Source organism: Paenibacillus rhizoryzae (genome assembly GCF_059686995.1).
In genome coordinates, this window is record NZ_JCAALT010000011.1 from 72,787 (window position 1) to 85,692 (window position 12,906).

Annotated in this window: 13 protein-coding genes and 1 pseudogene; 5 read left to right on the forward strand and 9 right to left on the reverse strand. The window is 51.2% G+C overall.

What is annotated here, in order from left to right:
- Window positions 1-211: 211 nt before the first annotated feature.
- Window positions 212-2,386 carry a catalase/peroxidase HPI gene (gene katG, locus AC6ESO_RS26115; protein WP_497094015.1) on the reverse strand — a complete coding sequence of 725 codons (2,175 nt, stop codon included), beginning with the start codon at window positions 2,384-2,386 and terminating at the stop codon, window positions 212-214.
- A gap of 318 nt (window positions 2,387-2,704) precedes the next feature.
- Between katG and AC6ESO_RS26120 the strand changes: the two genes are divergently transcribed.
- The 5 genes from AC6ESO_RS26120 (at window position 2,705) to AC6ESO_RS26140 (ending at window position 6,770) form a co-directional block, all read left to right on the forward strand.
- The gene (locus tag AC6ESO_RS26120; protein WP_497093959.1) at window positions 2,705-3,058 is read left to right on the forward strand and encodes a DoxX family protein; all 354 of its coding nucleotides are present in this window, start codon (window positions 2,705-2,707) and stop codon (window positions 3,056-3,058) included.
- 182 nt (window positions 3,059-3,240) lie between these two features.
- Entirely contained in the window at window positions 3,241-4,305 is a 1,065-nt protein-coding gene (locus AC6ESO_RS26125; RefSeq protein WP_497093960.1) for a zinc-dependent alcohol dehydrogenase, read from the forward strand.
- A gap of 26 nt (window positions 4,306-4,331) precedes the next feature.
- Window positions 4,332-5,171: an AraC family transcriptional regulator gene (locus AC6ESO_RS26130; RefSeq protein ID WP_497093961.1), complete on the forward strand. Its 840-nt coding sequence runs from the start codon at window positions 4,332-4,334 to the stop codon at window positions 5,169-5,171.
- Window positions 5,172-5,211: 40 nt separating this feature from the next.
- On the forward strand, window positions 5,212-5,985 hold the full coding sequence (locus tag AC6ESO_RS26135) for a hydroxypyruvate isomerase family protein (protein ID WP_497093962.1): 774 nt from the start codon (window positions 5,212-5,214) through the stop codon (window positions 5,983-5,985).
- A 155-nt stretch (window positions 5,986-6,140) separates the two neighbouring features.
- Complete coding sequence (locus AC6ESO_RS26140) at window positions 6,141-6,770, forward strand: YfbR-like 5'-deoxynucleotidase (protein WP_497093963.1); 630 nt, start codon at window positions 6,141-6,143, stop codon at window positions 6,768-6,770.
- A 92-nt stretch (window positions 6,771-6,862) separates the two neighbouring features.
- Here the strand turns inward: AC6ESO_RS26140 and AC6ESO_RS26145 are convergent, their stop codons facing one another.
- The 8 genes and pseudogenes from AC6ESO_RS26145 to AC6ESO_RS26180 form a co-directional block, all read right to left on the reverse strand.
- A complete protein-coding gene (locus tag AC6ESO_RS26145; protein WP_497093964.1) occupies window positions 6,863-7,219 on the reverse strand; it encodes a VOC family protein in 357 nt (118 codons plus the stop codon).
- Window positions 7,220-7,419: 200 nt separating this feature from the next.
- Complete coding sequence (locus AC6ESO_RS26150) at window positions 7,420-7,995, reverse strand: metal-dependent hydrolase (RefSeq protein ID WP_497093965.1); 576 nt, start codon at window positions 7,993-7,995, stop codon at window positions 7,420-7,422.
- 223 nt (window positions 7,996-8,218) lie between these two features.
- Window positions 8,219-8,683, reverse strand: coding sequence for a DUF8821 family protein (locus AC6ESO_RS26155; RefSeq protein WP_497093966.1), 465 nt, complete (start codon window positions 8,681-8,683; stop codon window positions 8,219-8,221).
- A 109-nt stretch (window positions 8,684-8,792) separates the two neighbouring features.
- The gene (locus AC6ESO_RS26160; RefSeq protein ID WP_497094016.1) at window positions 8,793-10,103 is read right to left on the reverse strand and encodes an ankyrin repeat domain-containing protein; all 1,311 of its coding nucleotides are present in this window, start codon (window positions 10,101-10,103) and stop codon (window positions 8,793-8,795) included.
- 35 nt (window positions 10,104-10,138) lie between these two features.
- On the reverse strand, window positions 10,139-10,405 hold the full coding sequence (locus tag AC6ESO_RS26165; RefSeq protein WP_494819576.1) for a metal-sensing transcriptional repressor: 267 nt from the start codon (window positions 10,403-10,405) through the stop codon (window positions 10,139-10,141).
- Window positions 10,406-10,491: 86 nt separating this feature from the next.
- Window positions 10,492-10,800 (reverse strand): annotated as a pseudogene (locus AC6ESO_RS26170) (TetR/AcrR family transcriptional regulator); the annotation flags it as partial.
- 27 nt (window positions 10,801-10,827) lie between these two features.
- Window positions 10,828-12,153 carry an aminoglycoside phosphotransferase family protein gene (locus tag AC6ESO_RS26175; protein WP_497093967.1) on the reverse strand — a complete coding sequence of 442 codons (1,326 nt, stop codon included), beginning with the start codon at window positions 12,151-12,153 and terminating at the stop codon, window positions 10,828-10,830.
- 150 nt (window positions 12,154-12,303) lie between these two features.
- Complete coding sequence (locus AC6ESO_RS26180) at window positions 12,304-12,780, reverse strand: DUF8821 family protein (RefSeq protein WP_497093968.1); 477 nt, start codon at window positions 12,778-12,780, stop codon at window positions 12,304-12,306.
- Between the last annotated feature and the right edge of the window lie 126 nt (window positions 12,781-12,906).

Genomic DNA, 12,906 nt, shown 5'->3' on the forward strand with positions numbered 1-12,906 from the left:
AACGGCACTAAAGACATCGCTGCCATGAGGATGAAATTCATATCTGAAACGAACCCACTTTCGATGCCTGATGATGGCGGTACAATACCCGGAGTTATTGCCATAATAGCATACTAGCCAGGCAAAAAATAAGAGCGCCACCTAAATAGGTTGGCGCTCTTTACTTTCTATTATAGGAATCCAATAAGTGCTTTGCCTGCTTTAGCTCGCCTTATGCAAGATCATAACGGTCGGCATTCATCACTTTTACCCAAGCTGCGATGAAGTCACGCACGAACTTTTCTTTGTTATCATCCTGCGCATAGACCTCTGCAATGGCACGCAGGACGGAGTTCGAGCCGAATACGAGGTCAACGATTGTCGCAGTGCGCACAACCTCACCTGTCTTCCGGTCACGCCCTTCGTAGACGACCGAGTTCACCGGCTTCCACTGTAGGCTCATATCAAGCAGGTTGACGAAGAAGTCATTCGTGAGCGTGCCTTCACGATCGGTGAATACGCCATGCTCGGTATTTCCAAAGTTGGTGCCCAGCACGCGCATGCCGCCCACAAGTACCGTCATTTCCGGCGCGGTAAGGTTCAGCAGATGCGCCTTATCCACCAGAAGCTCTGCCGGGCTAATGCTGTACTGCTTCTTCTGGTAGTTACGGAACCCGTCGGCAACCGGCTCCAGTACCGCGAAGCTCTCTACATCCGTTTGCTCTTGCGTTGCATCGCCGCGACCGGAGGTGAACGGTACCGTCACATCAAAGCCTGCATCACGAGCGGCTTTCTCTACTGCGGCGCTTCCGCCCAGTACGATCAAATCAGCCAAGCTTACTTGCTTATCGAGACCGCTCTGAATCGCTTCCAGTGTCGAAATAACCTTCGCCAGCTGTTCCGGCTGGTTCACTTCCCAATCCTTCTGTGGCGCAAGACGGATCCGGGCACCGTTCGCGCCGCCGCGCATATCGGAGCCGCGGAATGTACTCGCCGAAGCCCAGGCTGTCGATACCAGTTCGCCGACTGTAAGTCCTGCGCTCAGGATTTTCAATTTCAGTTCCTCTACTTCAGCATCGGCCAGCTCCGTTTCGGCAGCCGGTACGGGATCCTGCCAGATTAGCACCTCTTCCGGCACTTCCGGACCCAGATATCTTGCACGAGGCCCCATGTCACGGTGCGTAAGTTTGAACCAGGCACGCGCGAAGGCATCCGCAAACTCTTCCGGATTCTCGTAGTAACGGCGAGAAATTTGCTCGTAGGCCGGATCTGTGCGCAGCGCCATGTCCGCGGTGGTCATGATCGTCGGAACACGAACCGACGCATCTTCCGCGTCCGGTGCAAGATGCTCCTCGGCAGGGTTTACAGGTGTCCATTGATTCGCGCCTGCCGGGCTCTTCGTGAGCTTCCACTCATACCCGAGCAGCAGCTCGAAGAATCCATTGTCCCATTGCGTTGGATTCGCCGTCCAAGCGCCTTCAATACCGCTGGTGATGGTATCGCGGCCTTTGCCGGAGCCATGCGTGCTCAACCAGCCCAAGCCTTGCGCTTCAATAGAAGCGCCTTCCGGCTCCGCTCCCACGAGCGCAGCATCTCCCGCGCCGTGTGCTTTTCCGAAGGTATGCCCGCCCGCTACGAGAGCGACGGTCTCTTCATCGTTCATGCCCATCCGGCTAAACGTTTCACGAATGTCGCGAGCGCTTGCAAGCGGGTCCGGCTTGCCGTTCGGGCCTTCTGGATTGACATAAATAAGACCCATTTGAACGGCGGCTAACGGGTTATCCAGCTCACGATCGCCTTTGTAGCGGTTGTCGCCCAGCCATTCCGTTTCAGTACCCCAGTAGATATCCTCTTCCGGATGCCAGACGTCCTCGCGGCCGCCGCCGAAACCGAATGTTTTGCCGCCCATAGATTCAATGGCAACATTGCCCGTTAGGATGAACAAGTCCGCCCAAGAAATCTTATTGCCATATTTCTGTTTAATCGGCCATAGCAATCGGCGCGCTTTATCCAGGTTGCCGTTATCGGGCCAGCTGTTAAGAGGAGCAAAACGCTGCGTGCCGGTCCCAGCCCCGCCGCGCCCATCACCTGTACGATACGTACCTGCTGAGTGCCAAGCCATGCGGATAAAGAAAGGACCATAATGTCCGTAGTCAGCCGGCCACCACTCTTGACTCGTTGTCATCAGATCGCGCAGATCCTGTTTGAGAGCGGGATAGTCGAGCTTCGCGAATTCCTCTGCATAGTTAAACGCTGCGCCCATCGGATTCGATTTCTGATCATGCTGATGAAGAATGTTCAAATTCAATTGGTTCGGCCACCAGTTTCTATTCGACGTTCCGCTAGCTACCGGACTAGTAGCGCTTCCATGATTGAACGGACATTTCCCTGCGTTAGCATTATCCATATTCAATGTTATCACCCCTAAAACTAAAATTAGTACTAAATAATAATTATTCTAATTATAGTTATAAAGCCAATCGCAGCAGAAATCAATTGTTTTTTTCAGGCATTCTTCGCGGCAAGACTCTACCTAATTTATATGTCCCACCTCACAACCCTATGTCCAAAGCTGCCAAATACGGACAATCCCGCTTCCCCCATTACCCGATCAAGGTTACTTTTAAATACTAGGTTTAAAAAAAGTGCCTACTTCCTAACGTCGGCCCCAAGGGCTATTATACGTTTAGCAGTCAACCAATCGGTAATCGGGGGAGAGATCATTATGAACATCGCATTATGGATCGTACAAGGCATTGCAGCATTGGGTTTCGTTTATTCAGGCTGGTTAAAGGCATTTCAGTTTGAGAAAGCGAAGGCGTCTTGGGGCTGGGTCAAAGACGTTCGGCAGGCCTTCGTAGCCTTTATCGGGGTAGCAGAATTACTCGGTGCAGTCGGACTCATCCTGCCGCAAGCATTGGATATCGCACCTGTATTAACCCCGGTTGCCGCAACCGCTCTTGCCGGGGTCGTCCTCTGCGGTGCCCTGTTTCATATTGCGCGGAAGGAATACCGGGAAGTCGGCGTGAACATCGTGTTCATCGCGCTGGCTTTGATTGTTGCGATTGGGCGGTTTTAGCTCCTCACATTTGAGGAGTTTTTTTAATTTCCTGAAAACCTGTAGAAATGATAAGTATCCATCGGTTTTGGATAACGGTTGATCGTTAAACATGCTATATAATCGAACTGTAAGCGATAACAATGCAATCATGTTCTTATTCATAAGTGATTAGTATCATCTAACAATCAGGAGGATGAAGCATGCCTAAACAATTGATCGCGTCCGCCCCGCGTAAAGCGGCGATTACTACTTATGAGGATCGTGCTATTTTGCCGAATGAAGTGAAGGTGCGCGTCGACCACGCTTCGCCCAAGCACGGCACCGATCTTGCAGGCTTCCGCGGAGAAAGCCCGCATACGGCTGATTACTTCGACGATAAAGAAGGTTGGAATCTGTTCTTGCCGCGAGATCCGAAGGACATCCATACAGACGGCGGGTTCGGACGTTGGAACCTCGGCAACATCTGGGTAGGTGTCATTACAGAGGCGGGTTCGGAAGTAACGGACTATCAAGTCGGCGACCGTGTATCTTGCTACGGCGGCATTCGTGAAACGCATATCGTGAACGCGGTCAACAACTATTATTTGAAAAAAATGCCCGAGGGCATGTCATGGAAAAATGCGGTGTGTTTCAATCCCGCTCAGTTTGCGCTTGGCGGCATTCGCGACGCCCACGTTAGGGCGGGCGACCGGGTCGCAGTCTTCGGCCTCGGCGCGATCGGCCAAATCGCTGCACAGCTGGCGAAGCTGGCCGGCGCCAGCTGGGTGGCCGTTATCGATCCGATCGCGGGCCGGCGCGAAGTCGCGCTTAAGAACGGTGCGGATGCGGCGTTCGATCCCACCACGGATGACGTGGGTCTCGAGCTTAAGAAAGCGACCGGCAAGCTCGGCGTCGATGTGATCTTGGAGACAAGCGCCAACGAATTCGCGCTTCAGCAAGGGCTACGCGGTCTGGCTTACGGCGGCACGATCGCTTTCCTCGGCTGGGCAAGAGCGTTCAAAGGCGGGCTGGATCTGGGCCGCGAAGCGCATTTCAACAATGCCAAAATCGTCTTCTCCCGCGCGTGCAGCGAGCCGAACCCGGACTACCCGCGCTGGAGCTGGCGCCGCATCGAAGACGTATGCTGGGATATCCTCTCGAATGGCCGAATCAATTGCGATAGTATCATTTACCCGGTCATCCCTTTCGAGGAATCCGCGGAGGGCTACGAGACATACGTTGATCAAAGTCCGGAGCAAAGCATTAAGCTCGGCGTCACGTTTTAATCCGCAACAAGAAAGGGAGAAGTGGTATGAGCGATAGTTTGAGCGATCTCTTAAGGCATGCCGAGCTGCTCATTGTCCAGTTCGATGTGCATCGCCGCAGCGAGATGAAGACGCTGAACCGTACGCTTCCCTTCTACGTCATGTCGTATTTGAAGTCGGGCAGCGCCAAGCTCCGAATCGATGGCGAAGAGATGGCGCTCGAACCGGGGACCGTGGCCTTCATTCCACCGAACGTGGCGCATGATCATTATAAAGACACCTCCGACCAAACCGAGTTTCTTTGGTGGCATTTCACCTTTGAAATCGAGGGCATCATGGACGTCATGAAGATGTTCCGCATCCCCTTCGTGTTTCAGCTGCAAGATCACGTGTATTTCGAGAACGTGTTCATGCAATTCATGGATTCGGCGGATGCCCGCATGCCCTCCTTGCCGCGTTCGATCTTAACGCGAGCGAAGTCGCTCGAGCTCTTGTACATCATTTTGAACAGCGCACTCCGTCAGAAAGACGCCCAGAAGGACGTCGCCAAATCCGACGTGTTCCTGGATATGCTGTCACGCGTCGTACAATCGCCGGAAGAACCACTTACGCTGCAGCAGATGGCGGATGAGCTTCACATGCATCCCACTTATGTAAGCAACCGGTTCAAGGAGCTGTTCGGCAAGTCCCCGCTCCAAGTCCAGCGCGAAATGCGGATCCAGAGGGCAAAGACATGGCTGGAGACATCCGATCTGTCCGTGACGGAAATTTCGCAGCGGTTAGGCTATAGCGAATTACAGAACTTTACGAGACTATTCAAGTCCTACGTTGGCATATCTCCGACCCAATTTCGCGAGCTCAATCGCAAGTGGCGGGTTTCAAAGTAAGTGCATGAATCATACATGTTCAGGGGAGCGGATTGGCAGCATGAAATATTCATTGTGTATCGGGGCTTACCAAGGCAAAGACGCCGTCTATCATCTGGAGAAAATCAAGGAACATGGCTTTCATGGCCTCGAATACTACAAGTGGTGGGAGCTGGGCGAAGATCTGAGGTCGTTTGCCGCGGAACAAGAGCGTATTGGCGTCGGCATCAGCGCGACGTGCACGCATTTCATCAGCTTAGTCGACGAATCGCAGCGGGAGGCTTACATCGAAGGCGTAAGGCAGACCATCGAAGCTTGCCGGATTTTGAACATCAAATCTATCATTTCGCAGACAGGCAACGAAATAGATGGCGTCCCTCGCGACGTTCAGCGTGCGACGATGGTTGAGACACTGAAGCGCTGCGCACCCATGCTCGAGAAGGCCGGCATCGTCCTGGAACTCGAGCCGCTTAATGGACTCGTCGATCATAAGGGCCATTTCTTGCAGCGCTCGGACGAATCCGTGGACGTGGTCGATCAAGTTGGCAGCCCGAACGTGAAGCTCGTGTTCGACGTCTACCATCAGCAGATTACGGAAGGTAATGTCATCCGCAACGCGACCGGCTATCTGGAGCGGATCAATCATTATCACATCGCAGACAACCCTGGACGCAAGCAGCCGGGCACCGGGGAACTGAATTACGTGAACATCCTGAAAGCCATCCAAGATACCGGCTTCTCCGGATTCGTCGGCCTGGAATGCGGCTATACGATCGACACGGATGCCGCTATTGAACAGTTTAAAGATGAGATCTTGTCGCGGGTAGTAGTGTAACGTGGGAAGGACGGAGCTTATGAAGCTCCGTCCTTTTTGCTTGTCTCAGCCACCGATTGCCAATTCCGAGTTAATGATCCGCTAACAATCCGCCTTTATACTGGACCTACGACGGCAGCAAACCAACACTCTATCGAAGAAAGGAATCTGATCCTATGGGCATTCATGCGTATTTCCAGTCGTTGACCGACTTGGAGCGAATCATTCGTTGTCCCGGCAAATTCAAATTCCAAGAACATAGCGTTGCCGAACATTCGTGGAAAGTGCTCCAGTATGCCAAAACGCTGGCCGATATCGAGGAAAGCCATGGCGTCGCTGTTGACTGGAAGAAGCTTTATGAGATCACCAGCAGTCACGACTATGGTGAAATTTTCATTGGCGATATCAAGACGCCCGTCAAACACTACTCCATGGAGCTGCGCTCCTTGTTGCAGCAAGTTGAAGAAGGTATGGTGGCCCATTTCATCGAAGAGCATATCCCTGAAGAATTCAAAGCAATCTTCCGCAGACAACTGCGCGAAGGGAAAGATGATTCCGTGGAAGGGCAAATTCTCGAAGTAGCCGATAAAATGGATCAAATCTACGAAGCGTTCGCCGAGCTCCAGAAAGGGAATTCCGAGCACGAATTCATTGTCATGTACCGACATGCGCTAATTAAGATCAAAGACATCCGCCTGCACTGCGTCGATTATTTCCTGCAGCACATTTTGCCTGATCTTGTAAGCGAAGGAGCCCGCTCTCAAATCGACATTGAGCAGATCACGAAGGAAGCATTGGCTGCCTAACGCTGCTCCAATCCCCAGTGTTTAATAACGGATACTTTTTAAGGCCATCCTTATAGAAGGAAGGCCTTTAACTTTTTGTATGAACGCAAAGCTCAGCTCTCCAGATCGTAAGCTACGGGATGGAGCGGCTGGTAAATCGGAAGATCCGCACCGCTTGGAAGCTTTATGGAGGCTAGTCTGCCCCAGCCTTGCTCACGAATTGGCGCCGAAATCGTAACGCCCTTCGCGGATAAATCCATAAGCGTTTTCTCGATATCATCGCACATAAAATAGAATTCTTGCTTGGGTGGTCCATCTGTCGGATGCACAGCCAGCTCGGCAGGGGGAAGTTTGAATATCAGCCAACCGCCGCCGGCATCGACACCTGCCAATCCGAGTACGTCTCGGATAAAAACCCGATCCGCTTCCGCATCCGTGCTATACAATATAATATGTGCCGCGTTGATCATAGGTTATTTCCACCCTTCCATTATTAATATTGCCCTTTAATAACGAATAACGAGCCCTGAAGGGTTCTCCCGTTATCATCCGATATTACCCCAATAATGATGTACGATCTCAAATATTTTTCGTGATTCGGGCGTCCAGCCAACCGCATAAGGCCATGAATACAAACAGATAGATAATAAAGCTCATTTATCGGCCCTCCTTAGAACCATCCTGTCACGGACGTGACGAGAGCTAGTCCGAGCACGCAGCCGAGCACCGAGATGGAGATAATCGCCGCCGCTCTACCGCCGCCGCGCCCCTTCTCGAGCGCCGACCGGGCATACATCCATAACCCTCCCGCGATCAGAACAAGTTCCATTGACGCGGACAAGCCCGGAGATTTCCACGCACCCAACCCCAGGAACGGTAGATCCATAGCGTTTCCCGGCAAAATGGGCATATCGGAGCGATGCACGACGAGATCGAGCAGCCAATGGCTGAATACGACTCCCGCGAGGATACCGCTTGCCCGTCTCCCCCAGAATAGCCATGCGGCAAGCCCCGCTATTAGCGCGATTAACAAAGCGCCGGCAAGTGAATGCGTATAGTCCGCATGGATGATCGCTTCCCCGTAGCCGCCTCCGGGACGGGTCTCTTCGATTGTCTCTGCTCCGCTGAGCAGCATCGGAATGAACGCAATGTCCAATAGCTGCGTGCCTGCCATCAAAGCCCATAGCGGAATTTCCGGCGCCTTAGCCTTAATGCCTGCCGCCAAACCGAAATGTCCTGCAAACATAATCTCACTCCCCATCTCAAAACCATCGGTTACTTACCGTTGGTAATAATATAACCATTGGTTACAATTGTGTCAACACCGAATAGCTCTCATTATGGCGAGTTACTTCTGATACGTATCCTTGCACCCAGTATTTCGCTCTATTATCTATTTGGTGAACGCAAAAAAGGAAGAACCCCTTTGATATGGGCTCTTCCCTTTTTTTAGCATACGACTCCTGTTCTTAATATTCGCCTTTAATCACAAAGAACGAGCCCCGGATGGTGCCGGCCAGCTTGGACTTCTGCCTGGCGAACTTGAACTTCGGTTCTAATTCCTTTGGAATCTCCATCCCCTCAGACAGCTTAAAGCCAACAGCCCGCTTCTTAGGGTCATCCACCGTATACATAACATTGATCGAAAGACCGTCTTCATAGAAGACGTAAGTAAATTGGATATTTTCCACTTGGAAACGCGACGTTTCTAACGGTTTTGCCGCAAACTCGATACCGCGTTCTTCTTTCAAAATCCGGTTCGCATAATCAAGGCTTTCCTGGCTTTCGCTAGCAGGTACAGTCGTAAATACATGCTCGTATTTGTTCATGAAATAACGGGCCTCATTCGCACGCAAGCCGGCTAGCGCATCTGCTACCGGTGAGGATTCTAAACCAACCGTAGACACCTGTTTAAAATCAACGATATACGACATTGTCATCCCTCATTTTCTATCCATATAATCCTAGTATCTCCCGATATTATACCAAAAATCATCCACGAGAAAACTTTCAAAATAGATCCCTTGAGAAAAAGGTTGGAGGTTAACCTTTCGCGCCGGGCACTCCGTGCCGAATAAGAACTTCCTTCACCGTCTCACTGCCCATGGCTTGGTCGGGCAGCTTAACCCCTGCCTTAATGAGGCTATCCGCAACCGCGGCATAATCGCCTTGGGGATTTTGAATATGAAGAGATCCCCAGATACAGCTGTTCATTGGCGTTCCGCCGAACTCATTCCGAATGTCCATAGAGGCACCGTTGCGGATCAGTAGCCGAACGACTTCCTTGTTTCCTTGTACGGCAGCACCATGAATGGCTGTCATCGATCGGTCATTGCGGCGTGCATCTACGTTAAAGCCAACCTCCAGCATGAGCCCTACTGCATCTGCTTGATCCTCCCATGCTGCTTCAACGAGCACACTCTGATCTTCCGGCCCTAGCGCTTGGACAATATCCGCTTGTTCGCTTAACATGCTATGGACAGTTTCTGTATCCGCCCGCATGCAAGCCAGCAGGAATTTCTGCTCAAGCGAACTGTGCGACAGCATCAAATCTGTCATAGCCTCAAGACCCAACCGTTCCGCCAGAAAAACCGGCTTCGCCGCCGCACCGATATTGTACTCATAAATATGCCCGCCTGCGCCGGTGAACTCCCCTTTGCCTACCTGGGCTTGAAGAGTATTTGGATCCTCCAATAGCATTTGACGGACAAGCTCGACATCCCCCAGCTTACAGGCCATGAAGATATCCGCCATGGCACCGCGTTCAAGTAAATACCGGCATTTGTCCGGGTTATTGACTGCATATTGAGCTGGCGTACTATTGTGATCCACGTCCCGCTTATCAATATCCGCCCCGTGATCCAGCAGAAAATCAATAACCTCAGATGAAACGGCATAGTGGAGAGGAACCTGCCCGTCCGGGCCTCGCTGATTAACGGCTTCCGGATCCTTCTCCGCCATCATTCGCAGACGATCCAGCATGCCCAATGAAGCCGCAGCATGTGGATCGACATCAGCGCCCCGCTCAATGAGATAACGGGACAAGTCGTGATGATCATGATGCAGGACGCCGAATCCTCCCGCCCACCAGCTGCTTTTGGCATTGATATCGGCCCCGTACTCTAGCAGTACATCAACCATCTCGCGTCTTCCCCTGCTTGCACTAATCACAATCGCCGGTGTATCAAAAGCAAACCATGGTTCGTCGATCCGCGGAACAAGTGTTGGATGGGTTTGCAGCAACTGCCTTACTGCTTCCGAATCGTTATCCTCCACCGCCTGTTTGAATTGTGCGATGACCATGGCGTCTGGCTCATTCTTCGAGATATACGAGCTGTTGCTCGATTCCGTCATCACGATCGTTCCTCCTTGTTCTGGATCCCGCTAGTCTATCTACTCTTTACAAGCAGCTCCACAGCTTCTCTAACCAGCTTGTCCGTATCGTTGCCGGCTGCCAGTTCTTCCACGAGACATTGCTGCAGATTTTCCGCCACAATGTGAGCGATTGCCTTATCCGAGGCATTACGAACCGCGGATAATTGACTCACAACCTCCTTGCACGGCTTGCCTTCCTCCATCAATCGAAGCACGCCGCGAATTTGACCTTCGATTCTTCTAAGCCTGGTTTTCATATCGTCCGTGTAATTATACGTCATTCATGCCCCTACCCTTCAATTTTCTAGTTTACAGTCTACTTCTCCTGCTCCTTTATCACTTGCTCAATCCCGAGCAAAATCACCTTCTAGCCGAACTCAAACGACGCATCGGTTCCCATCACCTGGAACAACCCGGTTGTGAACATCCTCCGGAACAGTCCCGCTTCCTTCTCGCTCATGGAATCAAGAAGATGAATCATCTCTTCACCCGGTTGAGGCGCTCCCTGGTCCTTAAGGATAGCGGAGACATTTCGCTCATGCTGGTAATTGTCTAGAACGAAATAGAAGACGTAGTTCACGAGCGTATTCACCACTTGCAATTTCTGCTCTTGGTCAAGCGGCGTCGATTCCACGCAGAGCAGCATCCGGTTCGTGAACCGGATAATTTCGTACTCCCGGATCCTGCCTTTTTATTGCTCACTTTAATCTTGAAGGAATCGCAATGCCTTACGAAGGTAAAACGGCGGACCATCGTCCAGCTCGGCTCGGGACCTTTCCTCGGTGTGGTGCAGAATAGATTGGTAGCTTATTGCGTGATGGATGGCATGCATGACCTCGCATAGCGACCAAAGTTCAAGTAGACGATGCATGGGCTCGAAATCGCTCCACATTTCCAAATAAACATCCCGCAGTTGAGCCTGCACCGTTAAATCGCTTTCGTCAAAGATGAGGAACATATCCATGAAGGGATGGCCAACGGATGCGTCCGTCCAATCGATGAAGCTCAGCCCGCCGTTTGAGCTTGTGACATTCCCCAGGTTAAGGTCACCATGTAAGAGCGTGGATGGAACGGCGTACTCGGATAGCTTCGAGCACATCTCTACTACTTTGGGCATTTGCTTTCGAAGCTCGCTGATTTCTTCCGATGTAAGTTGAGCTATCATCAGATCGTCATCCACAAGCGGCGCAATTAAGGAGAGATGTCGATGCGGTCTACGATCGGCACAGCCTAACTCCAGCAACTCATCTATGTGGTTAATGGAATCGAGCTGGATGCCCGCGAATATCCGCAGCAACTCGATCTTCTGTTCTATTGAAACGCTATTTCTTATACTGGTTCCGCTATCGCTTGACAACATCCATCCGTAACGGGGTTCAGTTCCAAGGACGACCGGTACACGTCCCGGGACAAGCTTACCTATGCGTTGGAGAAACGCAGCTTCATCCACAAACAACGGCTGTTCCGCATTTACCTTGAAGTAGACATTTCCATGTGTGGTCGGTACCCGGAGGACGCACGACAGACTCCACCATTTCAGGGGTTCCGGTCGAGCCACAACCTCGATACCCATTGGTCCGAGCACTTCTTTTATCCAAGACGTGGCCTGAGTAAACCACCCGCTGCTCTCCCATGGCCTGCGGAACTTGGGTTGAATAACGTTCTCCGATTCGGAAAAATAGTCGTATATAGCCTCGAGATGGTCCAATCGTTTGAATTGCAAATCGGGCAGGTCATTGCTGCTTACCCAGATACCCGTTTGTGCCAGTTCGTCATTGCCGAGATTGTCTAATAAGAAAATTCCCTCTGTTCGACCCAATTGCTTGTTTTCCAAGATCGATATGTATCTATACGCAACTACGGGCTGACCGAACATATGCGACATCTCTTGTGTTGCCAGAATCGAGGAGATTTGCCCTTCTACTCGCATACCTGGGAGACACCACTCGTCATTTTCCAATCGTACGAATACATGCCCCGTGAGGGTAGGATGCGGCAATATCCCGTAGATTACATTACCATTGTCCATATGTAACTCCTTTGGTCCCGCAAGTTCAGAACGTAGACCTTGTTTACTTCTGTAGACTTCATTTTATCAAGTTCGTGATACTTATGATACGGCGCACCCTGAAATCTAATGAGCGAAACTAAAGGGGCACCAGATTAGGCGCCCCTTTAGTTAAATCGAATACTGCTCATATTCTCCTTTAATGACAAAAAACGAACCGCGAATCGTTCCGGCCAGCTTGGATTTCTGCCTGGCAAATTTAAATTTCCCTAGCTCTGCCGGAACCTCCATCCCCTCGGATAGCTTAAATCCGACGGCCCGCTTCTTAGGATCATCAACGGTGTACAAGACGTTAATGCCAAGACCATCCTCGTAAAAGACAAAAGCCCATCTAATGTTCTCCACTTGGAAATACGACGTTTCCAACGGTTTCGCGGCAAACACGATATTACGTTCTTCTTTTAATACGCGATTGACATAATCCAGCGTTTCTTGGCTCTCGCTCGCCGGTACAACCGTGAAATCATGTTTGTATTTGTTCATGAAATAACGGGCTTCATTTGCACGCAGGCCGGCAAGCGCCTCCGCTACAGGCGAAGTTTCTAACCCTGCAGTAGACACGTTTTTGAAATCAACGATAGTGGACATCTCCATCTCTCCTCTTCTCATTTAAAGTTTACGGTTATCCGGTCGCAGTGCCTACAATAATAGGACACCTTTTAGTGTCTTGTTTATTATAAGACACCGAATGGTGTCTAGTCAAGTGTTGTTACC

Excerpts from the sequence above, each read along its gene's own strand:
- AC6ESO_RS26135 (WP_497093962.1), top strand. The coding sequence starts at position 5,212 with ATGAAATATTCATTGTGTATCGGGGCTTACCAAGGCAAAGACGCCGTC.
- AC6ESO_RS26150 (WP_497093965.1), bottom strand. The coding sequence starts at position 7,995 with ATGTTTGCAGGACATTTCGGTTTGGCGGCAGGCATTAAGGCTAAGGCG.
- AC6ESO_RS26180 (WP_497093968.1), bottom strand. The coding sequence starts at position 12,780 with ATGTCCACTATCGTTGATTTCAAAAACGTGTCTACTGCAGGGTTAGAA.
- AC6ESO_RS26140 (WP_497093963.1), top strand. The coding sequence starts at position 6,141 with ATGGGCATTCATGCGTATTTCCAGTCGTTGACCGACTTGGAGCGAATC.
- AC6ESO_RS26160 (WP_497094016.1), bottom strand. The coding sequence starts at position 10,103 with ATGACGGAATCGAGCAACAGCTCGTATATCTCGAAGAATGAGCCAGAC.
- AC6ESO_RS26165 (WP_494819576.1), bottom strand. The coding sequence starts at position 10,405 with ATGACGTATAATTACACGGACGATATGAAAACCAGGCTTAGAAGAATC.
- AC6ESO_RS26120 (WP_497093959.1), top strand. The coding sequence starts at position 2,705 with ATGAACATCGCATTATGGATCGTACAAGGCATTGCAGCATTGGGTTTC.
- AC6ESO_RS26175 (WP_497093967.1), bottom strand. The coding sequence starts at position 12,153 with ATGGACAATGGTAATGTAATCTACGGGATATTGCCGCATCCTACCCTC.
- katG (WP_497094015.1), bottom strand. The coding sequence starts at position 2,386 with ATGGATAATGCTAACGCAGGGAAATGTCCGTTCAATCATGGAAGCGCT.
- AC6ESO_RS26145 (WP_497093964.1), bottom strand. The coding sequence starts at position 7,219 with ATGATCAACGCGGCACATATTATATTGTATAGCACGGATGCGGAAGCG.
- AC6ESO_RS26155 (WP_497093966.1), bottom strand. The coding sequence starts at position 8,683 with ATGTCGTATATCGTTGATTTTAAACAGGTGTCTACGGTTGGTTTAGAA.
- AC6ESO_RS26130 (WP_497093961.1), top strand. The coding sequence starts at position 4,332 with ATGAGCGATAGTTTGAGCGATCTCTTAAGGCATGCCGAGCTGCTCATT.
- AC6ESO_RS26125 (WP_497093960.1), top strand. The coding sequence starts at position 3,241 with ATGCCTAAACAATTGATCGCGTCCGCCCCGCGTAAAGCGGCGATTACT.